We start from the raw sequence: 22,709 nt of genomic DNA on the forward strand, positions 1-22,709 counted from the left end.
GCCGAAGAAGGGGATCATGTCCGACACCGACCTGCGCGAGTTCTACGTGCGCTACATCGGGGCGCTCAACGCCCACGAGATCGACCGCATGGACGAGTTCATCAACGACGAGACCACCCTGAACGGCGAGCCGGGCACTCGGAACCAGGTCATCGCCGTGCTGAACGGCGACATCGACGCGGTCCCGGACTTCCACTGGGAGCCCCGGGAGATCGCGGTCGATGGTGATCGCCTGGCCGCCCGTCGGTGGCAGCTCGGTGCCTGACCCCCGTAAGCCGATCGGCGTCGGCATCGTCGGCCTGAGCGCCACGGGAGGCTGGGCGGCCGGGGCTCACCTGCCCGCGCTGAGCGCCGTCGACGGGATCGAGCTTCGCGCGCTGGCGGCGAGCTCCGAAGCCTCGGCCCAGGCCGCGGGAGCGGCGTATGGCGTACCCGCGTACACGTCGGTCGAGCAGCTCGCCGGCGACGAGAACGTCGACCTCGTCGTCGTCGCCGTCAAAGTGCCTCAGCATCGCGAACTCGTGTTGCCCGTGCTGAAGGCGGGCGTGCCGGTGCTCTCCGAGTGGCCGCTCGCCGTCGACCTGCGCGAGGCCGAGGAGATGGAGCATGCCGCCGGGACGACGCGCACCTTCGTCGGCCTTCAGGGACGCTCCTCGCCTACCTTCCGCTGGCTGGCCGACCTCGTGTCCGAAGGATTCGTGCGGGACGTGCTCTCCGCCACCGTCGTGGCGTCTTCGACCGAATGGGGCACTCCGGTGTCTCCGAACATGGTCTACACGCTCGACCGCAAGCTCGGGGCCACGATGCTGACCATCGCGTTCGGACACGCGATCGACCTGGTGTCGATGGTCGTCGGCGAGCTTCAGGAAGTGGTTGCCACGACCGCGACCCGGCGCCGCCAGGTTCCCCTCGGGCGCACCGGGCAGGTCGTTCCGATGACCGCCGAGGACCAGATCGCGATCTCGGGCACCGTGGCGGGCGGGGCGATCCTGTCCGTCCACCACCGTGGAGGCGCGGCATCGGGTGCAGGGTTCTCTCTGATCATCGACGGCACGGAGGGGAGACTCGAGATCACCGCCGCCGAGTTCCCGCACATCGGTCCGGTCACGGTGTGTGCCACACGCAGCGGCGGTCGGCCTACGAAGGTCACGCTGCCCAGCGGCTACGACGACTATCCCGGCCTGGCCGGAACCGTGACCCACACGTTGGCGCACGCCTACGCCGCGATTCGGGACGACCTCATCCACAGAACGGCTGTCGCCCCGGACTTCACTCACGCGCTCAAGCGCCACCGACTCCTTGACGCGATCGTACGGTCCGCCGCCACAGGGCAACGAAAAGCCCTCCACCCTTAGCGGTATCCGCTGGTCTGTCCGGCTCTTCCACGTATGCGGCTCCGGTCGGGCCCTCGCGGGCGAAGGTGGTCAGGGGCGTGCGGTGATGCGCCGTGCGGAGCGGGCGATCCGGGCCGGGACGTGGACCAGGTGGGCGCGGAGGGGCGCCCGGCGTCAGGCGCTGTGCGTGGCGCGGATGCCGGCGAGCACTACGCCGGTCACTCGGACGGCGTCGGCGCGGGTGAACGCGCGGGCCCCGCGGGTGACGAACATCTGGACGGGTCCGGCGAGCATCCCGGCGAGGAAGGAGCTCTCGACCGGGGGCAGCTCCCCACGCTCGATCGCCATCTTCAGACGATGGTCGAGCGTGCTCAGGCGCCGTTCGAAGACCTCGTCGACGACGGCCCGCAGCTCGGGGTTCTCTCGAGCCGAGGCCACCACGTTCAGCAGCGCCCGGCCTTGCGGGCTTGCGGTGGCGGCGGCGAGGACTTCGAGGAAGTCGGCGAGGTCGGCGTCGATGTCGCCTGAATCGTGCAGGGGCGCGGCGTCGGCACCGAAGGCAGCGAGCGCGTCGGCGACCAGCGCGTTGCGGTCGGGCCAGTTGCGGTAGACGCTGGTCTTGTTGACCTCGGCGAGCTCGGCGACCTGGTCGTAGCGCAGCCCGCCGATCCCGTCCCGGGCGATCAGCTCGGCAGCGGCCTGGAGAATCCGGCGCCGCACCCGGGCGGTGCGCCCGCCCGGGCGGCGGGCCGGTTCTCGCGTGTGTCTGTCCTCGGCCACGGCTGGCAGCCTACAGCGGCTGCGCCGCGCGCAGCCGTGTGTTGCGTGCCTCAATGGCCTCCCAGGTGGCGGGGACCACGAGGTCGGCCCCGCCGCGCGCGAATTCCTGGGCCGCCGCCGCGTGGGGGCGCTGGCGGTGCTCGTAGGCGCTGAAGGCCGCCTCGATGTCGTCGCCGTGACGACCGAGCTCCTCGGCGAGCGTCCACGCCCCGAGCAGGGCCAGCGAGGTGCCGCGCCCGGCCATCGAAGTCGCGCAGTGCGCGGCGTCCCCGATCAGCACGACCCGTCCCCGGTGCCAGGTCGGCATGTGGATCTGGGCGATCGCGTCGAAGTAGAGCTCGGGATCGCGCTGGGCGGTCTCGATCAGCTCGGGGACCTTCCAGTCCTCGATCCCGGCGAAGGCCTCGGCCAGGATGCGCTTCTGGGCGGCCAGGTCGTGGTAGTCGTAGTCGATCGGGCCGGACCGGAACTCGAAGATTGCCAGTGCCTTGTCGCGGTAGCGGGCCACACCCGCGAAGCGCCCCGGCAGGTTGAGGATCTCCGTCACGCGGGTGTCGCCGGGCTTCGCCTGGCCGGGCGCGTCCCCGATCGCGACGTACACCCCGAGGGGCTCGGTGAACTCCTTCTCGGGGCCGAAGACCAGCCGGCGCACCGCCGAGTGCACCCCGTCGGCGCCTACGACGATGTCGTAGGCGGCCTCGCGGCCGGAGGCGAAGGTGACCGCGACCCGATCCCCATCGTCGACCAGCGTCGCGATGGACTCCTCGAAGCGCAGGTCGACCTGCTCGGGCAGGGCCTGCCGCAGGATGATCATGAGGTCCTCGCGGGGGAGCTCGATGTCATCAGGAGTCTCGTTGATCTCCTGCATCACCAGGGAGGCGACCGTCGCGCCGGAGCGGTCGACGAACTTCGTCTGCTCGGTCATCGTGATCCGCCGCTCGCGCACCGCATCCAGGATGCCCATCTGCTCGGCCGTCTCGAGCGCGTCGCCGCGCACGTCTATGGGCGAGCCGTTGACGCGCAGGTGGTCCGACCGCTCGACGACCTCGACCTCGTGCCCGGCACGCGCCAGATCGATGCCCGCACACAGCCCGGCCGCTCCTGCACCACTGACCAGGATCTTCATCATGTCTCCCCTCGAGCCCCCGTACCGACGCCCCCGCTATAGCAACAATAAGTTGCTTTAACACCGGGCGAACGGTCTCCGAGCAGGATGTGACCCGATCGTTGTGCCCGCGTGCTGACACGCCCCGCGGGCCGGCGGCCCCCGGCCAACTCCACGACAGGGGCGAGGCCGATCCCCGCGGGCCTGGGTGGGCGGCCGAAGAGGAAGCCGGCTTGCAACAAGGGCCACCACGATCGGATGCCGCGGCGACGGAGCGCGGGTCGTCGACGTCGGGCATCGACCCTGTGGATGCGAAACGGGTGCAAAGTGGGCGCCCCCGCAAGACCGCGGAGCCGTTTGGTGATTCTGCCGGGTGGGCACGGCAGGGCGACCACCGTACGGGCGGTGCTGCCGGGGCCACGGGCCGACGAGGGTTTCCAGGGGGCGAAGGGGTAGGCGGCAGCCGGGCGGAAGCCCGGCCAGGCTCGCGGCCGCCGCGGTGGAGAGCGGTTCGGGTGTTCAGCCGGGGCGGGCGTCGCGGCTGTGGGTGATGGCGGCGCGCCCGGCCAGGACGGGGTCGCTCCAGGTGCCTCCCGGTGGCGGGAAGGGGTCAGTCACCTGTGGTGATCTCGATGTGCCGGGGCTTGGCCGCCGCCACCTTGGGGATCTCCACGCTCAGCACGCCGTCGTGCAGAGCCGCGCGGACGCCGTCGGCGTCGATCTCACCCGGGAGAAGAGCCCGGTACTCGAAACGGCCGGTACGGCGGGTGCCGCGCCGCAGGACGCCGGCGCGTTCGCGTTCCTTGAGCTCGCCGCTGATGACCAGTTCCTGCCCCGCCATCTCGATGTCGACATCCTCGCGCTTGACGCCGGGGAGGTCGGCTTCGATCTGGTAAGCGTCATCGGTCTCGGAGACATCGGCCGACGGCGACCACGTCGTCCCCTCGGTCATCGGCGCCAGGGAACCCACCGTGGACTCCAGCAGGCTGCCCATGCGGCTGAACAGGTCGTCGAACTCGGCGAGAGGGCCCGTGGTCCAGCCCGGGTGACGGCGTTCCGCCAGCGGTGCCCGGCTGACGCGTCGCACAGGAAGCGTCATCTTCGTTCACCTCCGTCCTTCGCTCTTCTTCTATTCTATTTCGCGCCCAAAAATAATGACCCTGTGCGACCGTCTCCGGTCAGGGCGTGGCCGTGCCTCCCCGTCCCCGTCGGTCACCTCGCCTCCGGCCGTCACAACGTCCATCGCACGTTCTGTTCCGCGAGGCGCCACCTCAGAGATTTCTCGCGGGGAGGATCAGAACAGGCTTGTCGAAATGCTCGAAATTTGGTATATGCGGGCGTATGGGGGGTGGTGAAAGCGGGGATGAAGATCAGGGGACAAGCAACGGCTACGCCTTGGCGAGGCGGAGCCGTGCAACATCGGAATCCCGGCAAGCGCAGGAGTTCAGAGCTGCTCCGGCATCCTGTCGGAGTCGGGAGTGACATCGATGAACGCGCTGAAGGTTTCTTTTCATGGCCAGGCCGCGTGGCCGGTCATCCAGGTGGCCGGGCAGCTCGACCCCGAGACGCGGGACCAGCTGCGCCACCAGCTCGATCAGCTCATTGCCACGCGCAATCCGGCCAGAGTCATTGTCGACTTCTCCCAGCTGCGCCTCTGTGACGCCAGTGGTCTGAGCGCGCTCGTAGCCGCGAACCGGGAAGCCCGGAGGCGCCACGGTGAACTTCGTCTGGTGTGCCCGGAGGGAAAGGTCCGGCGACTGCTGAGACTCACGCAACTAGCCCGGATGATTCCGGTCTTCGACAGCGTCCCCCAGGCCATCGCCAACGGCGAAAGCGGCCTGTACCCCACCGCACTGCGCGAAGGAACGCAGTGAGCGGCCGCATGGCCGAAAGGGAGCCAAGGAGGGTGTCGCACTCGTTCCGGCACTGAGTGTGGTTTCCGATGCCCTTTCCCCGCATGCGTCGGACGACGTCGGCCACTGATCGCCGTCACTCCCGACGATAAGGTAAAAGGGCCGGAAGACAACGGGCCTCCTGGGCCCGTTGTCCTGCGGTCACGCCGGGCGAGCCGGCGATAGCACCGGACCCCGCATATCGGGAGGACAATCGTGCGCATGCAGTGGGAGGCGTTCCTGACGGCGGTCCAGGAGCGGGGCGAATACCCTTCACCGCAGGAGGCCGAGCGGTCGTCGCGCGTCGTCCTCGCTCTGCTGGGAGCTCACCTGGTGGGCGATGTGCGAGCCGAGCTGGCCGCCCGGCTCCCGGAGACGTTCGCGCTGGTACTGCTCAACCCGCTCCAGGCGCATGAACCGCTCTCGCCCGAGCGGTTCATCCGTGCGACAGCGGCATGGATCGAGGGAGCCAGCGAGCAGACCGCGACATGGGATGTCAGCGCCGTGCTCAGCGTCGTGGCCGACCTCGCCGGCGAAGACCTGCTGAACCGGATCCTGCTGCAGCTTCCCTCGGGCTACGACCTGCTGTTCGGCCGGCCGCTGCCCGGCTGATCCGCATGGCTGCGCCCCGTGGCCGCGCACCGGCGCGGCAGCCGGAACGGCGAACGCGACGACGGCACCGCGGACGGCCAAGGCCCGGTGACGAGACGGTTCGGACCTGAGCTCAGACCGGCATATTCGTCTTCACTCGACGGAGTAAGCCTTGGCTCGTAGACCGTATAAACGCTCGGGTAGCGTTTCGTGTAAGGCAGGTCACTGCCCGTTCACCGGAGCTTCCGTACCTCCTTGGAGGATTCCATGATCACCAGGGTCGTTTGCTGGATCTTCATGGGAGTGACCTGCGTTCCTTCGTGTGAAAATGTGGAAGTATGCATTTCCTTGAGCCCGGTACCGGACGCTTTGTAAAGTCATCTCCGGCTCCCTACGACCTGACGTACGACGATGTGTTCATGGTGCCGAGCCGTTCCGCGGTCGGCTCCCGCCAGGGGGTGGACCTGTCGTCCCCCGATGGCACCGGCACCACCATCCCGCTCGTCGTCGCCAACATGACCGCGATCGCCGGCCGCCGCATGGCCGAGACGGTCGCCCGGCGCGGTGGCCTCGTCGTCATCCCGCAGGACATCCCGATCGACGTCGTCACCGACGTGGTCCGCTGGGTCAAGAGCCGCCATCTGGTGCTGGACACCCCGATCGTCCTCGCCCCGACCGGCACCGTCGCCGACGCGCTGTCGCTGCTGCCCAAGCGGGCACACGGCGCGGGTGTGGTGGTCGAGGACGGGCGCCCGGTGGGCGTGGTGACCGAGTCCGACCTGACCGGCGTGGACCGCTTCACCCAGCTGTCCGAGGTGATGTCGCGGGAGCTGATGGTGCTCGACGCCGACATCGACCCCCAGGAGGCGTTCAGCCGCCTCGACGCCGCCCACCGCAAGCTGGCGCCCGCCGTGGACGCGGACGGGAAGCTGGCGGGCATCCTGAGCCGCAAGGGAGCGCTGCGCGCGACGCTCTACACGCCCGCGGTGGACGCCGCGGGCCGGCTGCGGATCGCGGCCGCCGTGGGGGTCAACGGCGATGTGGAGGGCCGTACGAAGGCGCTCCTCGACGCCGGGGTGGACACCCTCGTCGTGGACACCGCCCACGGCCACCAGGAGTCGATGATCAGCGCGCTGAAGGCGGTCCGGGGGCTGTCCCCGCGGGTGCCGGTGGTGGCGGGCAACGTGGTCGCCGCCGAGGGGGTGCGCGATCTCATCGAGGCCGGGGCCGACATCGTCAAGGTCGGCGTCGGGCCGGGCGCCATGTGCACCACCCGCATGATGACCGGTGTCGGCCGGCCGCAGTTCTCCGCGGTGATGGAATGCGCCGCCGAGGCGCGGAAGTTCGGCAAGCACATCTGGGCGGACGGCGGTGTCCGGCACCCCCGCGACGTCGCCATGGCGCTGGCCGCCGGGGCGTCCAACGTCATGATCGGCTCCTGGTTCGCGGGCACGTACGAGTCGCCCGGCGACCTCCAGCACACCGCCGACGGCCGCCCGTACAAGGAGAGCTTCGGCATGGCGTCGGCGCGCGCGGTGCGCAACCGCACCAGCGAGGAGTCGGCGTACGAGCGGGCCCGCAAGGGGCTGTTCGAGGAGGGCATCTCCACCTCGCGGATGTTCCTGGACCCGGTCCGGCCGGGCGTCGAGGACCTGATCGACTCGATCGTCGCGGGTGTGCGCAGCTCCTGCACCTACGCGGGCGCGGGGTCGCTGGAGGAGTTCCACGAGCGGGCCGTCGTCGGCATCCAGAGCGCCGCGGGCTACGCCGAGGGCCAACCCCTCCACGCCTCCTGGGACTGATGGTTCAAAGGGTTCGGCGGGCGCCGGGCCCCACACGGCGCCACAGCCCCACTCGGCTCGGGTGAGTGGGGCTGTGGCGCCGTGGTGCGACGGTGTCTCATCTCGCCATTCCACGCTGCTCGCCCCGGGTGCGGGGCAGCGCGTGGCGTGGCGGGCTGGTGANCATTCCACGCTGCTCGCCCCGGGTGCGGGGCAGCGCGTGGCGTGGCGGGCTGGTGAGGGTGATCTGCCGCACCAGCTGGTGGAACGAGACCAGCGCGGCGACCGGGGGAAGACCGGCCACGGCCATGCTGGGCGCGTTCCTCGGGGCGTGGGCGACGCACAGGAACACCGCGATGGTGGAGAAGAGCACCACCACGGCCCATGAGTGCGCCGCGCCCCGCCGGTGCAGGGCGGCCCGCAGCACCGACAGCGAGGCGACCAGCCAGGGTCCGTAGACCAGCAGGGGCCACCACGCCGCCATGGACTCCGAGGTGCTCGGGGAGGCCAGATAGCGCAGCGGGCGGTAGGAGATCATTCCGCCCAGCACGCTCAGCATGGCGACGATGACCGTGGTGACCGCCGCGAAGATCAGGCTGATCACATGCAGCCACGGCATGGTCGGCAGCCGGAAGCGGACCCGGCGGCGCTTGCCGCGCCCCCGCACATGCGCGGGGGAGGGGGCGCGCAGGGGGGTGACCGGTGGTCCGATGGGGCCGGTGGTGTGCACCGCCTCCTCGGCGGAGGAGGTCTGGAGCAGCCGGGCCAGGTCCCCCTCCAGGTCCCAGCGGCCCTCGATGGTCTCCGGGTCGGGCAGGGGGAAAGGATGCATCTCATAATCGGCTACCGCCTCGAACCGCTCCCCGGGAGGGGGCGCGGGGGCGGGCCGGTGGCCGGTGGGAGGGGGCCCGTAGCCGCCCGGCCTCGGCTCGGTGTACGTCATGCCTTGACGCCCGGTTCCGTGGTACCGGAGCGCTGGAGGAAGTCCGCCTCGATCCGGCCCAGCGTCCGGATGAAGTCCTCCCACACTCTCGCGCAGTATTCGAGCGGGTAGCGCTCGCTGTCACCCCCCTGGTCACGAGGCCGGAACACCGGTTCGGCACCGAGGCGGGAGTGATCGGGTGGTTGCAGACTGTCAGTGGTCACGTCCCCACCAACGACCGCTAAAATGGTGCAGTATCGCGGCATTCGGGTGAAACGCGCGCTGACGAGCTCAGTGTTTCGCAACGATTCACCGTCGGGCGCCCCCGCGCGCAACGTTGCGACACGTATGCGCAACCATGGTCCATTACGGCCGTCGGCGGACGGCTCATAGGGTCTTGCGCTGACGTGGAGTGGCGGAGACCGGCTGCTCGGCGATTCCCACCTGCGGGTCTCCCTCCCGGGTACCCGTATGTCCGCAGTCGGTCGCCACCACCTGATGGCAGCGATTAAGGAGCCACCCAAGTGTTGGAGCACGGCGCAGCACCGCCCGCCACCCAGCAACCGGAACCAGACCCTCCGGTCGGTGGTCTGGGCGCCCGGCTGATGCGGCGCAAGCCGGTGGAGCGGCTGGTCGCAGAGGGCGGCCAGGGCGAGGGGGGAAGCCTCCGGCGCTCGATGGGCGTATGGCAGCTCACCATGATCAGCATCGGTGCCACCCTGGGCACCGGAATCTTCGTGGTGCTCGGCGAGGCCGTGCCGGACGCGGGCCCCGCGGTCGTCGTGTCGTTCGTCATAGCCGGGCTCACCGCGCTGTTCTCCGCGCTGTCGTACGCCGAGCTGGCGGGCACCATCCCGGTCTCCGGCTCCTCCTACTCGTACGCCTACGCCACGATGGGCGAGCTGATCGCCTGGGTCTGCGGCTGGTGTCTGATCCTGGAGTACGGCGTCTCGGTGGCGGCCGTCGCGGTCGGCTGGGGCGAGTACCTCAACGAACTCCTCGACGGCACCCTCGGGATCACCATCCCCGACGCCCTGGCCGCCCCGCCCGGGGACGGCGGGATCTTCAATCTGCCCGCGCTGCTCGTGGTGCTGCTGGCCATGGCGTTCCTACTGGGCGGCGCCAAGGAAAGCGCCCGCGCCAACGCCATCATGGTCGGGGTGAAGATCGCGGCCCTGATCCTCTTCTGCGCCGTCGCCTTCACCGGCATCCGGGCCGGCAACTACACCCCGTTCATGCCGCTGGGCATGGCGGGCGTCAGCGCCGCCGGCGCCACCCTCTTCTTCTCCTACATCGGCTTCGACGCCGCCTCCACGGCCGGTGAGGAGGCCAAGAACCCGCAAGCCGACCTGCCCCGCGCGATCATGCTCTCGCTGATCATCGTCACCGCGCTGTACTGCCTGGTGGCCGCCGTGGCGGTGGGCGCCCTGCCGTGGAAGAAGTTCTCCGGCTCCGAGGCCGCGCTCGCCTCGATCATGAAGGATGTCACCGGACAGAGCTTCTGGGCCGTGCTGCTGGCGGCCGGCGCGGTCGTCGCGATCGCCTCCGTGGTGCTGACCGTGCTCTACGGGCAGACCCGCATCCTCTTCGCGATGTCCCGGGACGGGCTGGTGCCCAAGGTCTTCTCCACGGTCCACGCCCGGACCGGGGTACCCCGCGCCAACACCGTCATCGTCTCGCTCTTCTGCGGCGTCCTCGCCGCCGCGATCCCGCTCGGCCAGCTCGCCGACGCCACCAGCATCGGCACGCTCTTCGCCTTCGCGCTGGTCAACATCGCCGTGATCGTGCTGCGCCGGACCCGGCCCGACATGCCCCGGACCTTCCGGGTGCCGCTGTCCCCGCTCTTCCCGGTGATCGGCTTCGCGCTGTGTCTGTGGATGATGGGCAGTCTGCAGTTCGTGACCTGGGTGGTCTTCGGCGTATGGATGGCCGTCGGCCTTGTGCTGTACTTCGGATACGGCATGCGCCGATCCCGACTGGCCACAGCAGAGAAGTGATTGCCCCCCAGTGCGACTGAACGATCTCGACGAACGCATCGTCCACGCCCTCGCCGAGGACGCCCGCCGCTCCTACGCCGACATCGGCGAAATCGTCGGGCTGTCCGCGCCCGCCGTCAAACGGCGGGTGGACCGGCTGCGCGCGGAGGGAGCCATCACCGGCTTCACGGTGCGGGTCGACCCGGCGGCGATGGGCTGGGAGACCGAGGGCTTCATCGAGCTCTTCTGCCGCCACAACACCTCGCCGGAGGACATCCGCCGGGGCCTGTCGCGCTACCCCGAGGTGGTGTCCGCGTCCACCGTCACCGGTGACGCGGACGCCGTCGTCCAGGTCTTCGCCGCGGATATGCGCCACTTTGAGAGGGTGTTGGAGCGGATTGCGGGGGAGCCGTTCGTGGAGCGTACGAAGTCTGTGCTTGTGCTGTCGCCGTTGCTGCGGAGGTTCAGCTCGGGTGCTCCTACGTAGGCGCTTCGCTGGGTGTGCGGTTCTTGGGCGTCTGCCATGAGCTGTTGTTTTTCGGCTGCGGCGTTCGTTGTGGCTGGGCGCGCAGTTCCCCGCGCCCCTGCGGGGCGCCCTCCACGCGGCGGGGCCGCGTATCGACACAGCCCCGCGCCCCTTTGGGGCGCGCTATGCGCAATGAATCGTCGTGTGCCGGGGCCCATACGTCATGAATCGACGCCGGACGCAATGAAGTCGTCTTGTTGGGCGATCCGGAGGCAACGTACTGTTTTTACGCCCGTACTCCTCGCCCCAAGGTCTGCCCATGCCGCCGCTGCGCACCGCTCTGCTCCAGAACTCCGGTCACCCCGGCGACCCCGCCCGTAACCTCAAGGTCCTCGACGAGGCCGCCGCCCGCGCGGCCGCCGACGGCGCCGGGCTGCTGGTCACTGCGGAGATGTTCCTCACGGGCTACGCCATCGGCGGCGGCGTGCGGGAGCTGGCCGAGCCCGCCGACGGGCCGAGCGGCCGGGCCGTGGCCGAGATCGCCGCGACGCACGGCCTCGCCATCCTCTACGGCTACCCCGAGCGCCACGCGGGCGCCGTCCACAACTCCGCGCGGCTGGTGGGCGCGGACGGCACCGAGCTGGCCAACTACCGCAAGACCCATCTCTACGGCTGCTTCGAGCGGGAGTCGTTCACTCCCGGTGAGACCCCCGTCGTCCAGGCCACCATCGGCGAGCTGACCGTCGGCATCCTGGTCTGCTACGACGTGGAGTTCCCCGAGAACGTACGGGCCCACGCCCTGGCCGGGACCGATCTGCTGGTGGTGCCCACCGCGCAGATGCACCCCTTCGAGTTCGTCGCCGAATCCCTGATTCCGGTGCGGGCCTTCGAGAGCCAGATGTATATCGCGTACGTCAACCGCAGCGGCCCCGAGGGTGAGTTCGACTTCGTCGGGCTGAGCTGTCTGGCCGGGCCCGACGGCGCCACCTGCCTGCGCGCCGGCCGCGGTGAGGAACTCCTCCTCGGCGACGTCGACCCCAAACTGCTGACGACCTCGCGCCGGATCAACCCGTATCTGCGCGACCGCCGCCCCGGTCTCTACACCTCCCTCAGCTGATCCGTCCGGCCCCTGCCGCACCCGAACCACCCCTTTGAGCACCAAGCAGCAAGGAGTCCGTACCCCATGACGTCCACGGTGCCCACCGCCGTCCATGACGAGCAGGAAACGCAGGCCCTCGACGCCCTTCCGCCCATCACCATGTTCGGCCCGGACTTCCCCTACGCCTACGACGACTACCTCGCCCACCCCGCGGGCCTGGGCCAGATACCGGCGACCGAGCACGGCGCCGAGGTCGCGGTCGTCGGCGGCGGTCTCTCCGGTGTCGTCGCCGCGTACGAGCTGATGAAGATGGGCCTGCGGCCCGTGGTCTACGAGGCCGACCGGATCGGCGGACGGCTGCGCACCGTCGGCTTCGACGGCTGTGACGACACGCTGACCGCCGAGATGGGCGCGATGCGCTTCCCGCCGTCCTCCACCGCCCTCCAGCACTACATCGACCTGGTGGGGCTGAAGACCCGGCCGTTCCCCAACCCGCTGGCCCCCGAGACCCCCTCGACCGTGGTCGACCTCAAGGGCGAGTCCCACTACGCCCGCACCATCGACGACCTGCCGCCGGTCTACCGCGAGGTGGCCGACGCCTGGAACGCCTGCCTGGAGGAGGGCGCGGACTTCTCCGACATGAACCGCGCCATCCGCGAGCGGGACGTGCCCCGGATCCGGGAGATCTGGTCCCGGCTGGTCGAGAAGCTGGACAACCAGACCTTCTACGGCTTCCTCTGCGACTCCTCGGCCTTCACCTCCTTCCGCCACCGGGAGATCTTCGGCCAGGTCGGCTTCGGCACCGGCGGCTGGGACACCGACTTCCCCAACTCCATCCTGGAGATCCTGCGGGTCGTCTACACCGAGGCCGACGACCACCACCGCGGCATCGTCGGCGGCAGCCAGCAGCTTCCCCTGCGGCTGTGGGAGCGTGAGCCCGAGAAGATCGTCCACTGGCCGCAGGGCACCTCGCTGGCCTCGCTGCACGAGGGCACGCCCCGCCCGGCCGTGACCCGGCTGCACCGGGCCGCGGGCGACCGCGTCGTGGTGACGGACGCGGGCGGTGACATCCGCTCGTACCGCGCGGTGGTCTTCACCGCGCAGTCCTGGATGCTGCTCTCCCAGATCGACTGCGATGACTCGCTCTTCCCGATCGACCACTGGACGGCGATCGAGCGCACCCACTACATGGAGTCCAGCAAGCTCTTCGTGCCGGTGGACCGGCCGTTCTGGCTGGACAAGGACGAGGTCACCGGGCGGGACACGATGAGCATGACGCTCACCGACCGGATGACCCGCGGCACCTATCTGCTGGACGACGGCCCGGACCGGCCCGCCGTCATCTGCCTCTCCTACACCTGGTGCGACGACAGCCTCAAGTGGCTGCCGCTGTCGGCGAACGAGCGGATGGAGGTCATGCTGAAGTCGCTCTCGGAGATCTATCCCAACGTCGACATCCGCAAGCACATCATCGGCAGCCCGGTCACCGTCTCCTGGGAGAACGAGCCGTACTTCATGGGCGCGTTCAAGGCCAATCTGCCCGGCCACTACCGTTACCAGCGCCGGCTGTTCACCCACTTCATGCAGGACCGGCTGCCCGCCGACAAGCGCGGCGTCTTCCTCGCGGGCGACGACATCTCCTGGACGGCGGGCTGGGCCGAGGGCGCCGTCCAGACCGCGCTCAACGCGGTGTGGGGCGTCATGCACCAGTTCGGCGGCCGCACCGACCCGAAGAACCCCGGCCCTGGCGATCTGTACGACGAGATCGCGCCCGTCGAGCTCCCCGAGGACTGAGCCGGTCCGGGGGGCGGTTCAGCACGCGGTCCGGGGCCGTTCAGCGCGCGGTCCGGGGGCCGTTCAGCGCGCGGACGGCAGAGGGGTGAGCAGAAAGCGTCCGACCAGGCCCACGGTCGCGTCGACGCGCTCCGCGAACTCCTCCGCCAGCTCCGGCACCGCGCGCAGCCCCCACAGCGCGCGGAACGCCGCCCATGCGGCGTCCCGCGCCTTCTCCAGGCTCCAGGAGCCCACGAGATGGGTGAGCGGATCGGCCACGTCCAGCAGGTCGGGGCCGGGCATCAGCTCCTCCCGGATCCGCTCCTCCATCCCCGTGAGCAGCGCGCCGATCCGGTCGAAGTCGCCCTCCAGGGCCTCCGGTTCGAGGTCCCTGGCCCGGCAGGTGTCCAGCAGCGCGAGCGCCAGGTCATGGCCGATATGGGCGTTGATCCCGGCCAGCGCGAACTGCACCGGGCGGACCCCGGGATGGCACCGCAGCTGGAACAGCGGCCGCCAGCAGTCGGGCGGCCGCCCGCCGGTGGCCACCGCGTCGACCGCCGCCAGATAGCGCTCGGCGAACCGTACGTCCAGCTCCTCGGTGGCGGACGGGTCGTGGAAGTACCCGTCCGCGAGCCGTCGGCCCACCTCCTGGGTGACCGACAGATACACCCCGTTGAAGACCGCCACCCCGTCCCCGGGCGGCAGCGCCGCGCCGAGCGCGCTCATGCGCGCCACGACGCTTCTCACGGTGCGCGGTGCGAGCCGCGCGGGCGTGGGCATGGGCATGGGCATCGTCATGGACGCCAGGGTGGCAGGCCGGAGGGATGCGGTCCCGCCGTACGCCGCCGCTTCCCCTGGACGGTCTAACGCCCCGTCAACCGCCGTATCACAGCACACCCGCGTCGCGCGCCGTCCACATCGACGGATACAGCGGCCGCCAGCCCAGCTCGTCGCGCAGCCGGAGGTTGGAGGTGATCCCGAACCAGGGGTCCTCGTCGGTCCGCTCGGTCATGCCCTCGGGCAGCGGCACCCCGTTGATCTGGAAGAGCTCGACCGTGGTCGCCGGGGCGTCGTCCACGATGTTGTACTTGCGGCCCGACACCGAGCCGCCTGCCGTGCCGCCCGGGGCGCGCAGCAGCCGCAGCAGCGCCTGCGTCGCGTCCGCGTGGTGGACCATGGCGAGTCGCTGGTTCCCGGCCCATGCCGCCGCGTGCGGCAGGACGTTCGCCAGATGCGGATCGCCGTCCCCGTAGACGAAGGCCAGGCTGCCGATCCGCAGATCGAGGCCGTGCTCGCGGTGCAGCGCCAGCAGCTCCCGCTCCGCCTCGGCCTTGGACGCGGGGTACGCGCCCCACAGCAGGCCGCCGGGCCTGCTCTCGTCGTCCTCCGTCAGCGGCCGCCCGCGCGAGGCGCCGTACACCAGATTGGTGCTGACCTGGAGGAACCGGCTCGTCCCGGCCTCGACCGCGGCCCGCCCGAGCGCGACCGCCGCGTCCCGGTTGACCGCCCACGCCTCCTCGTCCGGCACCCCGCGGAAGGCCGCCGCGATGTTGACGACCGCGTGCACCCCCTCCATGGCCCTCCGCAGATCCTTCTCCTCGCGCAGATCGCCGACCGTGAGCCGCGCGCCCTGGGCCGCGAAGGGGGCGCCGCGCTCCTCGTCGCGCACCAGCACCCGTACCTCGGTACCGGCCGCCGCCCGCTCCAACAGCCGCTTGGTGAACCGCCGTCCCACCTGACCGGTCGCGCCCGTCACCAGAATCAAGGGCATGAGCATCCGCCTTTCGTCTCGTCGCTCGGCCTCAGCCTGCGGCGGGCGGTGCGGGGCCGGGAGAGACCTCCTCATCCAGGGATCCGCAGACCCTGGATACGGGACGCGGACGCGGCGACGATGGGGGCGTGCATCGAACGGAACTCGCCGACTTCCTGCGCCGCTGCCGCGCCCGCCTCGGTCCCGCCGAGGTGGGGCTGACGCCCGGCCCCCGCCGCCGTACGCCCGGGCTGCGCCGGGAGGAGGTGGCCCAGCTCGCGGGCATGTCCGCGGACTACTACACCCGGCTGGAGCAGGCCCGCGGCCCGCGCCCGTCCCGCCAGATGCTGACCGCGCTGGCCCGGGCGCTGCGGCTCACCGACGACGAGCGCGACTACCTCTTCCACCTGGTCGGGGAGGAGCCGCCGCGCGACCGCAGCAGCTCCGAGCATGTGCGGCCCGGTCTGCTCAGGGTGCTGGACCGGCTCTACGACACCCCGGCCCAGGTGATCACCGACTGGGGCGAGGTGCTGGCGCAGAACGCGATGGCGGCGGCGCTGGTCGGCGACATCATGGGGCGGCCGCCCGGCGAGCGCAATATCGTCCGGGGCTTCTTCACCCGGCGGAACGACGCTCCCGGGATCTTCCCGGCCGAGGATCTCGAGATGCACGGCCGGCTCCATGTCGCCAATCTCCGGGCCGTGCTCGCCGCCCGCCCCGACGACCCGGGCCCGGCGGCGCTGGTGGCCGAACTGCGGTCGGTGAGCGCGGAGTTCGCGGCGCTGTGGGAGGCCCATGAGGTGGCGCTACGCCACTGCGCGGTCAAGCGGTTCATCCACCCCGTGGTGGGTGAACTGGAGCTGGAACCGGAGATTCTGCTGAGTTCGGAACACGCCCAGCGGCTGATCGTCCACACCGCCCGCCCCGGCAGCGAGTCCGCCGAACGGCTGGAGCTGCTGCGGGTGGTGGGCCTCCAGGACCTCGCCCCGCGGCAGGAGTGGGCGCTCTAGAGCTGGGTCGGCCGCTTGTCGTCGTATCCGCTGGTGCCCGCGTCCAGCAGGGGCTCCTGCCGCTTCAGGTGTGCCGGGGCCAGGGCGCGCAGCACGTGGTAGCCGAGCAGCACCACGATCGTGCCGAGCGCGATCCCGCCCAGCTCGAAGTTGTGGCCGATCTTCAGGCTGACGCCGCCGACGCCGATGATGACGCCCGCCGCGACCGGCACCAGATTGAGCGGATTGCGCAGGTCCACCTTGTTGTGCACCCAGATCTGCGCACCGAGCAGCCCGATCATGCCGTAGAGGATGACGGTGATCCCGCCCAGCACGCCGCCCGGTACCGCCGCCACCACCGCGCCGAACTTCGGGCACAGCCCGAAGAGCAGCGCGAAGCCCGCGGCGGCCCAGTACGCGGCGGTGGAGTACACCCGGGTGGCCGCCATGACCCCGATGTTCTCGGAGTACGTCGTATTGGCCGGGCCGCCGACCGAGGTGGAGATCATGGTCGCCGCGCCGTCCGCGGCGATCGCCGTGCCCAGCTGGTCGTCGAGCGGATCGCCGATCATCTCGCCGACCGCCTTCACATGCCCGGCGTTCTCGGCGATCAGCGCGATCACCACCGGCAGCGCCACCAGCACCGCCGACCAGTGGAAGGTGGGCCCGTGCAGGGACGGCAGGCCGATCCAGTCCGCCTTGGTCACCCCGGAGAGATCCAGCCGCCAGTGGTCGGTGACCCGTCCGCTGCCGTCGATGGAGTGGATCTTGCCGAAGACGCGGTCGAAGACCCAGGAGACCGCATAGCCGAAGACCAGCCCCAGGAAGATCGCGACACGCGACCAGAAGCCCCGCAGACAGACCACCGCCGCCCCGGTGAGCAGCATCGTCAGCAGCGCGGTCCACTGATCGGCGGGCCAGTACGTACCGGCGGTCACCGGTGCCAGGTTGAACCCGATCAGCATGACCACCGCGCCGGTCACCACCGGCGGCATCGCCGCGTGGATGATCCGGGCGCCGAACGTCCGTACCGCCAGACCGCTCAGCAGCAGCACACCGCCGACCACCAGGATCGCCCCGGTGACGGCCGCGCTGCCGCCGCCCTGCGCCCTGATCGCGGCGGCCACGCCGACGAAGGACAGGCTGCACCCCAGATAGCTGGGGATCCGGCCGCGGGTCGCGAGCAGGAAGAGGACGGTCGCGACCCCGGACATCATGATCGCGAGATTGGGGTCGAGCCCCATCAGCACCGGGGCGACGAATGTAGCTCCGAGGGTACATGGCTAGGTCCTTGTCACGGCTCTCACCTGGGAATTTGCCCGTTGAGTGTGCTGAGCGGAGCCTCCGGCAAGGCGTGGATGGTGCACTTGGCGTGGGGGTTCTGTGCCCTGTTGACCCGATTTCTCGGATGAGGTCTTGGAGGATGTGCCTCTGTTCGGCTGGTTCGGTGTCCGCGTAGTCTTCCAGGGCCATGGCGAGCGTGGCCGTGTCGGGTTTGAGGATGCGGACGGGTCTTCCGGCGATCCGCTGGCTGAACAATGTGCTCTCTTCCCGCAGGATCTTCTGCTGGGCCTCGTACTGGGGCTTGCGGCGGTGGGCGGCGTCGTGGCTGATCCAGGTCGGCCAGGACCAGGTCGGTGAGTTTGTCTTCCAGGGCGCGGAGTGCGGGGCGATCGGATTCGATCGCTTCCAGGAGTTCAAGGTCGGCGGCTGGGCGCGGGTCGTCCCGCTGGTCCTGGACTCTTTGAGTGCTCTGCGCCGATGCACTTGCCTCCCTGACGAGCCGGTGCCGGGCGGAGCGCCACTCGCAATGCGTCGACTGGCTCGGTTTGTCTCGATGAGGGTGTTCGGCTATTAATCACTTCGGCTCCGCGGCGCGCGGGCCGCAGGAAGGCGGAGAGTGATCATGGCGGGCGTCGGGTGGAAGCTACACGGCGATGGCAAGCACCTGCGGCCGGGCGAGGTTGTCAGGCCCGATGAGCGTCTGTCCTGGGGGCGCACCATCGGCCTGGGTGCCCAGCACGTCGTTTCGATGATCGGCGCATGTTTTGTTGCCCCGGTCCTCATGGGCTTGGACCCGAGCCTGGCATTGATGGCGTCGGGGGCGGCGACGGCGCTGTTCCTGTTGATGACCCGTGGCCGCATCCCCAGCTACCTGGGGTCCTCGCTGTCCTTCGTGGGCGTGTCCGCGGTCATCGCGAGCCAGGGTGGGGGTGGTAGGCACGGGTGGGGCCGTATACGCCCACAGGGCAAGAATATCGATATTCTGATAATATAGCGACGCTGATAGCAAGCCGCAGGTCAACGCCGTCGCGCACACGATCGCGCACCACCGGGCTGATCAATTGCTGTCTTCCCAGGACTGAACAACCACCGTCCAAGAGAGGCACAACGATGTCTGAGAGAGAACTCCCTGTCCTGCAGGTGATCGTGGGAAGCACCCGCCCCGGTCGCGCCGGCCTGCCGGTGGGACGTTGGGTGGTGGAGTAGGCGGAGAAGCACGGAGCTTTCCAGGTCGAACTCGTGGACCTCAAGAAGTGGCGCTCCCGATCGTCGACGAGCCGAACCACCCGATGCTGCGCCAGTACACACACGAGCACACGAAGCGATGGAGCGAGACCGTCGATCGCGCCGACGCGTACGTCATGGTCCTCCCGGAGTACAACCACAGCTTCAACGCCGCGATCAAGAACGCCATCGACTATCTCGTCATGGAGTGGACGCACAAGCCCGTAGGACTGGTGAGCTACGGCGGTGTCTCCGGCGGAACACGCGCCGTGCACGCACTCAAGCCAACGCTGTCAGCGCTGAAGATGGTGACCCTCACCGAGGGAGTGATCATCCCCTTTACCAACACGTTTCTACGCGACGAGGAAGAAGGCCGCCGGTTCGAGCCCAATCAGGAGATCGCAACTGGGCCTCGATGATGTTCGATCCATTGACGCGGACGGCGGCAGCGCTCGCGCCACTGCGCGGCTAGCCGTACCAGGGCCGGCCACAGTGACTGCCCTGTCCGCGGGTGCGGCAATGGGCGACGCGGGCCGACCCTCACAGCCGGAAGAAGAAGAGGAACGACGATGCGGTCGCCGTCGTCGATTCCGGCGGGCACCTGGTCAGCCTCGCGCGCATGGACGGCGCAGCTTTCGTCGTCACCGAGATCGCGATCGGCAAGGCCTTCACCGCCGCGTCCTTCGGCGTGCCGACCAGTCAGCTCGTCGACCTGTTCAAAGACCGTGAGCAGTTCACGACCTCCATCCAGGTCGCTACGAACGGACGCTTCACGCTGAGCAAAGGAGGCCTCCCCATCATCGTCGACGGACAGACCATCGGCGGCATCGCAGCGAGCGGCGGCACCGGCGAACAGGATCTGGCGGTCGTCCAGGCCGCCCTCGCGTCGCAAGCCTAGGTCCGCTCGCTTGGCTCGCTGCCGACGCGTAGGACACCGACCTTTGTACGTCTGCCTGAAACGCGTTCGGCAGCGCGACGGGAAGTTCGAACAGAACCGAGAAGACATGTCGATCACACACGTCGGAGTCGTCCGGCATGGCCATGCAACGACTGACCGGTATGAACCGGCACAGTGTGTCCGTGAACGGGCACAGGGTGAACGTCTTCGAGGTCGGTACAGGTCCTGAGACCATCGTGCTCGTGCCGGGCCTGAAGATGTTCCTTTCGAGTGGGATGCCGTCAACTGGCGTTCGGTCGAGCGGCAGGCCGAGGGCGAAACCAACAACACGTTCGCCTACGCCGGTAACGTGACAGCACCACTGTGGGAGTGACGCGTGGAGGTGGATCGGAAGGGTGAAGAGCGGAGCTGGAGCGGGGGCTGACGGCTTGTTCGGGGGGTACTCCCTGGACTCCACCATCCCCGGCGCCGTACCGGAAGGATTCCATGCCTTCCGATACAAGTGGGAGAGGCAGATAGGCGACGCTTTCCCCATGCCGGACTACAGTCCGGCCACGATCAGCGACCTCCAGGCCAAAAGCCGCGTCACCAAACTGCTTGAGGTGGTGATGATCAATACCCACAACGCGTCGTCCATCAGCGGCGCGGGTTCTCCGGGTGGCAGTGAGGAGCTGGTATGGCTGCACGTGGTCCGGCGGGGTGCATATGTGGAGGGTGAGCCGACCGATCGCGGCAAACACTCCATATCGGGCGGGCAGTTCCTCATCCGCCACCACGGACGGCCCGTGCACTTCTGGAAGGCGGCGGGTACCACGACGGAGGTGTTCGGCCTGCCCTCCGCCGCGTTCACGCCGCTCCTCGGGAACCGGAGCATCACCGGGCCGGTGGACACGGCCGAGGTGCGCCTGCTCACGGCCCACGCGAACATGATCCACGACACCATCGCCGACCTCGGCCCGGCCGGTGTCCACGCCGCCCACAGCACCCTGATCGAACTGGTCAAGGCGCTGGCACTGCGTCGATTCGACGACGTGGAGCCGCTACTGGCTCCCACGCTCGCCCAGGCCGCGAAAGACCTCGTCAATAGCCATCTCGCCGATCCCGAGCTCTCTCCCAGGATGCTCGCGCGCGAGCTCAACGTCTCCCTCCGTACCCTCCAGCGCGCCTTCGCCGCGACGGGAGAGTCACTGACCGCCTACATCCGCCACCGGCGGCTGGAAGAAGCCCGACTCGCTCTCACCGCGCCGTCCGCCCGGCTGAGCGTCTCAGAACTCGCCGCCCACTGGCGGTTCGCCGACACCAGCCACTTCACCCGGGCCTTCAAGAAGCGCTACGGCCAGACACCCACCGAATACGCCCGCTCGGTCGGCTCGGCCAGGGACTGATCAGCCCCGACCATCGCCCTCAGACAGCTCCGCAGCCTGTAGGTGCCGGGAGTCAACATCCAGGGCAGAACACATCGATCGGCCGGGCAAGGCGCCGTCACAGTTCTGACCGCCCACCGGCCCGGCGTCGGCCATGAACCCCATGCCGATCAAGGAGCCGCGTGACGTCACTACCGGTGGTTTGTAGACCGAGCAGTAGAGATCAAGAGGTCTGCCGTTGCCGACGGTGTTGATCAGTTCCTGGAGTGCTGGGGGCGGGGGCTTCGTAGACCATGCCCGCCAGTAGCGTTGCGGCGTGCTCAGGGCGTCAGCCAGCCACGGACGGCCCGGAGTGCCTGGGGCCAGCAGGCCGGCTGGGGCTGCTGGGGCTCGGGTTCTCCCCCTCTCTGATGGGCCTGGCAGTGTGTGAGGCTCGGGTAGTTGGTGGGCTGGAGGGGGGCGAGGGTGACGAGGAACGCCGTGAAGCAGCCGGCGTCCCGGAAGGGATCATGTTCGCGACGAAGCTGCAGCAGACCGCCGCTATGGTCAAAAACGCGCTCAAGCTGGGTGTCCGGGCACGCTGGTTCGCTGGTGACGATGCGTATGCAGGCCGCGAACTCCGCAGAAGCATGCGGGAGTTCGGGCTCGGTTGCGCGGTCGGCGTGTCCCACACATACACGGTCACGGATGGAGCGGGCCGCAGGTGGAAGGCCCACCAGATGATCAACAAGGTACTGCCTCACCCAGTGGATGCGCATGCAGACCGGGCACGGAACGAAGGGCACCCGCGAGTACGACTGGGCCTGGCTCGATGTCCGTGCGGACGATACCCCCAACGGACACGGAGATGACGGCACCAGCGTCCTGGTCGCCCGCCGGCACCGATACACCGGCGAGATCTCCTTCTTCCGCTGCTGGTCGGCCGAAGATGTCACCCTCGCCCAGCTGGTGGAAGTGATCTGCCGACGGTGGCGGATCGAGGAGACTTTCCAACTCGGCAAGACCTTCACCGGCCTGGACGAAGGACAGGCGACCTGCTGGAACTCCTGGATGCGCTGGTCGCTGTTCTCCCTCGTCGCATCCGTCGTCCTCGCCCTGACCGCCGCTGCCACGACCGCGACCGGCCCTGCCGGACCAGCCCATCTCGTCCCGTTGACCTGCCCCGAACTCGTCCGGCTCCTTCGGGCGTTCGTCCTCACACCACCAGTCCGGGACGCGGAACACATCCTGCACTGGATGGCCTGGCGCCGCCGCCATCAAGCCATTGCACGAGCCTGCCACCAGCGCCGACACGCTCTTCAGGACCAACCATGACCAGAACTACAGCTGCCGTGTCCCCTAGGCACAGCAGGCGCTCTTCGGAGCCGCCTCGCCGCTCGACCGGCTCGTCGCGTTCACTGGCCGCACACCCGACTGGACTGCGGCGGCTCGAGTTCGACGCACCCTCTGGCCGGATCGGAGCGGCTGACCGCCACCCGTGT

The 22,709-nt window shown here is 69.4% G+C and carries 21 protein-coding genes and 4 pseudogenes; 16 read left to right on the plus strand and 9 right to left on the minus strand.

Features of this window, described 5'->3' with window-relative positions:
• Positions 1–16 precede the first annotated feature (16 nt).
• Both IEJ02_RS21535 and IEJ02_RS21540 read left to right on the plus strand, forming a co-directional pair.
• Positions 17–265 carry a nuclear transport factor 2 family protein gene (locus IEJ02_RS21535; RefSeq protein ID WP_223864175.1) on the plus strand — a complete coding sequence of 83 codons (249 nt, stop codon included), beginning with the start codon at positions 17–19 and terminating at the stop codon, positions 263–265.
• Positions 222–1,355, plus strand: a complete 1,134-nt coding sequence (locus tag IEJ02_RS21540; RefSeq protein ID WP_191066352.1) for a Gfo/Idh/MocA family protein — start codon at positions 222–224, stop codon at positions 1,353–1,355. The genes IEJ02_RS21535 and IEJ02_RS21540 overlap by 44 nt, the downstream gene beginning before the upstream one ends.
• A gap of 153 nt (positions 1,356–1,508) precedes the next feature.
• On the opposite strand, the gene IEJ02_RS21545 is transcribed toward IEJ02_RS21540, so the two are convergent.
• From IEJ02_RS21545 to IEJ02_RS21555, 3 genes are all read right to left on the minus strand, one after another.
• A complete protein-coding gene (locus IEJ02_RS21545; RefSeq protein ID WP_191066353.1) occupies positions 1,509–2,114 on the minus strand; it encodes a TetR/AcrR family transcriptional regulator in 606 nt (201 codons plus the stop codon).
• A 10-nt stretch (positions 2,115–2,124) separates the two neighbouring features.
• Complete coding sequence (locus tag IEJ02_RS21550; RefSeq protein ID WP_223864177.1) at positions 2,125–3,243, minus strand: FAD-dependent monooxygenase; 1,119 nt, start codon at positions 3,241–3,243, stop codon at positions 2,125–2,127.
• Positions 3,244–3,829: 586 nt separating this feature from the next.
• Positions 3,830–4,318, minus strand: coding sequence for an Hsp20/alpha crystallin family protein (locus tag IEJ02_RS21555; protein ID WP_191066355.1), 489 nt, complete (start codon positions 4,316–4,318; stop codon positions 3,830–3,832).
• A gap of 388 nt (positions 4,319–4,706) precedes the next feature.
• Between IEJ02_RS21555 and IEJ02_RS21560 the strand changes: the two genes are divergently transcribed.
• The 3 genes from IEJ02_RS21560 (at position 4,707) to IEJ02_RS21570 (ending at position 7,504) form a co-directional block, all read left to right on the plus strand.
• On the plus strand, positions 4,707–5,093 hold the full coding sequence (locus tag IEJ02_RS21560) for an STAS domain-containing protein (RefSeq protein ID WP_191066356.1): 387 nt from the start codon (positions 4,707–4,709) through the stop codon (positions 5,091–5,093).
• A gap of 240 nt (positions 5,094–5,333) precedes the next feature.
• On the plus strand, positions 5,334–5,723 hold the full coding sequence (locus IEJ02_RS21565) for a DUF2267 domain-containing protein (RefSeq protein ID WP_191066376.1): 390 nt from the start codon (positions 5,334–5,336) through the stop codon (positions 5,721–5,723).
• A gap of 317 nt (positions 5,724–6,040) precedes the next feature.
• Positions 6,041–7,504, plus strand: coding sequence for a GuaB1 family IMP dehydrogenase-related protein (locus IEJ02_RS21570; protein WP_191066357.1), 1,464 nt, complete (start codon positions 6,041–6,043; stop codon positions 7,502–7,504).
• A gap of 97 nt (positions 7,505–7,601) precedes the next feature.
• Here IEJ02_RS21570 and IEJ02_RS21575 read toward each other — a convergent pair whose 3' ends face one another.
• Complete coding sequence (locus IEJ02_RS21575) at positions 7,602–8,426, minus strand: DUF2637 domain-containing protein (RefSeq protein ID WP_223864178.1); 825 nt, start codon at positions 8,424–8,426, stop codon at positions 7,602–7,604.
• The gene (locus IEJ02_RS21580) at positions 8,423–8,629 is read right to left on the minus strand and encodes a hypothetical protein (RefSeq protein WP_137980375.1); all 207 of its coding nucleotides are present in this window, start codon (positions 8,627–8,629) and stop codon (positions 8,423–8,425) included. Before IEJ02_RS21580 ends, IEJ02_RS21575 begins: the two co-directional genes overlap by 4 nt.
• 300 nt (positions 8,630–8,929) lie before the next feature.
• Between IEJ02_RS21580 and IEJ02_RS21585 the strand changes: the two genes are divergently transcribed.
• The 4 genes from IEJ02_RS21585 to IEJ02_RS21600 all read left to right on the plus strand — a co-directional run bounded on the left by IEJ02_RS21585 (position 8,930) and on the right by IEJ02_RS21600 (position 13,740).
• Positions 8,930–10,402, plus strand: coding sequence for an amino acid permease (locus IEJ02_RS21585; RefSeq protein ID WP_191066358.1), 1,473 nt, complete (start codon positions 8,930–8,932; stop codon positions 10,400–10,402).
• A gap of 10 nt (positions 10,403–10,412) precedes the next feature.
• Positions 10,413–10,868 (plus strand): Lrp/AsnC family transcriptional regulator, encoded by a 456-nt coding sequence (locus tag IEJ02_RS21590; protein WP_137980376.1) that lies wholly within the window; start codon positions 10,413–10,415, stop codon positions 10,866–10,868.
• Between the two features lie 298 nt (positions 10,869–11,166).
• Positions 11,167–11,964, plus strand: a complete 798-nt coding sequence (locus IEJ02_RS21595) for a carbon-nitrogen hydrolase family protein (protein ID WP_191066359.1) — start codon at positions 11,167–11,169, stop codon at positions 11,962–11,964.
• A 66-nt stretch (positions 11,965–12,030) separates the two neighbouring features.
• Positions 12,031–13,740, plus strand: a complete 1,710-nt coding sequence (locus tag IEJ02_RS21600) for a flavin monoamine oxidase family protein (RefSeq protein ID WP_191066360.1) — start codon at positions 12,031–12,033, stop codon at positions 13,738–13,740.
• A gap of 63 nt (positions 13,741–13,803) precedes the next feature.
• On the opposite strand, the gene IEJ02_RS21605 is transcribed toward IEJ02_RS21600, so the two are convergent.
• On the minus strand, positions 13,804–14,517 hold the full coding sequence (locus IEJ02_RS21605; RefSeq protein WP_223864179.1) for a DUF5995 family protein: 714 nt from the start codon (positions 14,515–14,517) through the stop codon (positions 13,804–13,806).
• A gap of 88 nt (positions 14,518–14,605) precedes the next feature.
• On the minus strand, positions 14,606–15,490 hold the full coding sequence (locus IEJ02_RS21610) for an NAD-dependent epimerase/dehydratase family protein (protein WP_191066361.1): 885 nt from the start codon (positions 15,488–15,490) through the stop codon (positions 14,606–14,608).
• 128 nt (positions 15,491–15,618) lie between these two features.
• Here IEJ02_RS21610 and IEJ02_RS21615 point away from each other — a divergent pair, with 128 nt between their 5' ends.
• Positions 15,619–16,479: a helix-turn-helix transcriptional regulator gene (locus IEJ02_RS21615; RefSeq protein ID WP_191066362.1), complete on the plus strand. Its 861-nt coding sequence runs from the start codon at positions 15,619–15,621 to the stop codon at positions 16,477–16,479.
• Here IEJ02_RS21615 and IEJ02_RS21620 read toward each other — a convergent pair.
• A pseudogene (locus tag IEJ02_RS21620) lies at positions 16,476–17,729 on the minus strand (uracil-xanthine permease family protein); the annotation flags it as partial. The gene IEJ02_RS21615 and the pseudogene IEJ02_RS21620 sit on opposite strands and share 4 nt — an antisense overlap.
• A gap of 200 nt (positions 17,730–17,929) precedes the next feature.
• Between IEJ02_RS21620 and IEJ02_RS21625 the strand changes: the two are divergent.
• The 5 genes and pseudogenes from IEJ02_RS21625 to IEJ02_RS48740 all read left to right on the plus strand — a co-directional run bounded on the left by IEJ02_RS21625 (position 17,930) and on the right by IEJ02_RS48740 (position 21,249).
• Positions 17,930–18,316, plus strand: coding sequence for a hypothetical protein (locus IEJ02_RS21625; protein ID WP_191066363.1), 387 nt, complete (start codon positions 17,930–17,932; stop codon positions 18,314–18,316).
• Positions 18,317–18,364: 48 nt separating this feature from the next.
• Positions 18,365–18,670, plus strand: a pseudogene (locus tag IEJ02_RS21630) (solute carrier family 23 protein); the annotation flags it as partial.
• Positions 18,671–18,995: 325 nt separating this feature from the next.
• A complete protein-coding gene (locus IEJ02_RS21635) occupies positions 18,996–19,385 on the plus strand; it encodes an NADPH-dependent FMN reductase (protein WP_317985863.1) in 390 nt (129 codons plus the stop codon).
• Between the two features lie 92 nt (positions 19,386–19,477).
• Positions 19,478–19,864, plus strand: a complete 387-nt coding sequence (locus tag IEJ02_RS21640; protein ID WP_191066364.1) for a GlcG/HbpS family heme-binding protein — start codon at positions 19,478–19,480, stop codon at positions 19,862–19,864.
• 533 nt (positions 19,865–20,397) lie between these two features.
• On the plus strand, positions 20,398–21,249 hold the full coding sequence (locus IEJ02_RS48740) for a helix-turn-helix domain-containing protein (RefSeq protein ID WP_223864181.1): 852 nt from the start codon (positions 20,398–20,400) through the stop codon (positions 21,247–21,249).
• Between the two features lie 202 nt (positions 21,250–21,451).
• Here the strand turns inward: IEJ02_RS48740 and IEJ02_RS51390 are convergent.
• Positions 21,452–21,666: pseudogene (locus IEJ02_RS51390) on the minus strand (IS701 family transposase); the annotation flags it as partial.
• A 29-nt stretch (positions 21,667–21,695) separates the two neighbouring features.
• Here IEJ02_RS51390 and IEJ02_RS21655 point away from each other — a divergent pair.
• A pseudogene (locus tag IEJ02_RS21655) lies at positions 21,696–22,542 on the plus strand (transposase); the annotation flags it as partial.
• Positions 22,543–22,709: the final 167 nt, after the last annotated feature.

Source organism: Streptomyces sp. 5-10 (genome assembly GCF_014712245.1).
Taxonomy (GTDB): Bacteria; Actinomycetota; Actinomycetes; order Streptomycetales; family Streptomycetaceae; genus Streptomyces; species Streptomyces violaceusniger.

Coding starts and splice junctions, on each gene's coding strand:
- IEJ02_RS21555 (WP_191066355.1), bottom strand. CDS start 4,318: ATGACGCTTCCTGTGCGACGCGTCAGCCGGGCACCGCTGGCGGAACGC.
- IEJ02_RS21610 (WP_191066361.1), bottom strand. CDS start 15,490: ATGCCCTTGATTCTGGTGACGGGCGCGACCGGTCAGGTGGGACGGCGG.
- IEJ02_RS21605 (WP_223864179.1), bottom strand. CDS start 14,517: ATGACGATGCCCATGCCCATGCCCACGCCCGCGCGGCTCGCACCGCGC.
- IEJ02_RS21540 (WP_191066352.1), top strand. CDS start 222: ATGGTGATCGCCTGGCCGCCCGTCGGTGGCAGCTCGGTGCCTGACCCC.
- IEJ02_RS21595 (WP_191066359.1), top strand. CDS start 11,167: ATGCCGCCGCTGCGCACCGCTCTGCTCCAGAACTCCGGTCACCCCGGC.
- IEJ02_RS21600 (WP_191066360.1), top strand. CDS start 12,031: ATGACGTCCACGGTGCCCACCGCCGTCCATGACGAGCAGGAAACGCAG.
- IEJ02_RS21560 (WP_191066356.1), top strand. CDS start 4,707: ATGAACGCGCTGAAGGTTTCTTTTCATGGCCAGGCCGCGTGGCCGGTC.
- IEJ02_RS21565 (WP_191066376.1), top strand. CDS start 5,334: ATGCAGTGGGAGGCGTTCCTGACGGCGGTCCAGGAGCGGGGCGAATAC.
- IEJ02_RS21550 (WP_223864177.1), bottom strand. CDS start 3,243: ATGATGAAGATCCTGGTCAGTGGTGCAGGAGCGGCCGGGCTGTGTGCG.
- IEJ02_RS21625 (WP_191066363.1), top strand. CDS start 17,930: ATGGCGAGCGTGGCCGTGTCGGGTTTGAGGATGCGGACGGGTCTTCCG.
- IEJ02_RS48740 (WP_223864181.1), top strand. CDS start 20,398: ATGCCGGACTACAGTCCGGCCACGATCAGCGACCTCCAGGCCAAAAGC.
- IEJ02_RS21535 (WP_223864175.1), top strand. CDS start 17: ATGTCCGACACCGACCTGCGCGAGTTCTACGTGCGCTACATCGGGGCG.
- IEJ02_RS21570 (WP_191066357.1), top strand. CDS start 6,041: ATGCATTTCCTTGAGCCCGGTACCGGACGCTTTGTAAAGTCATCTCCG.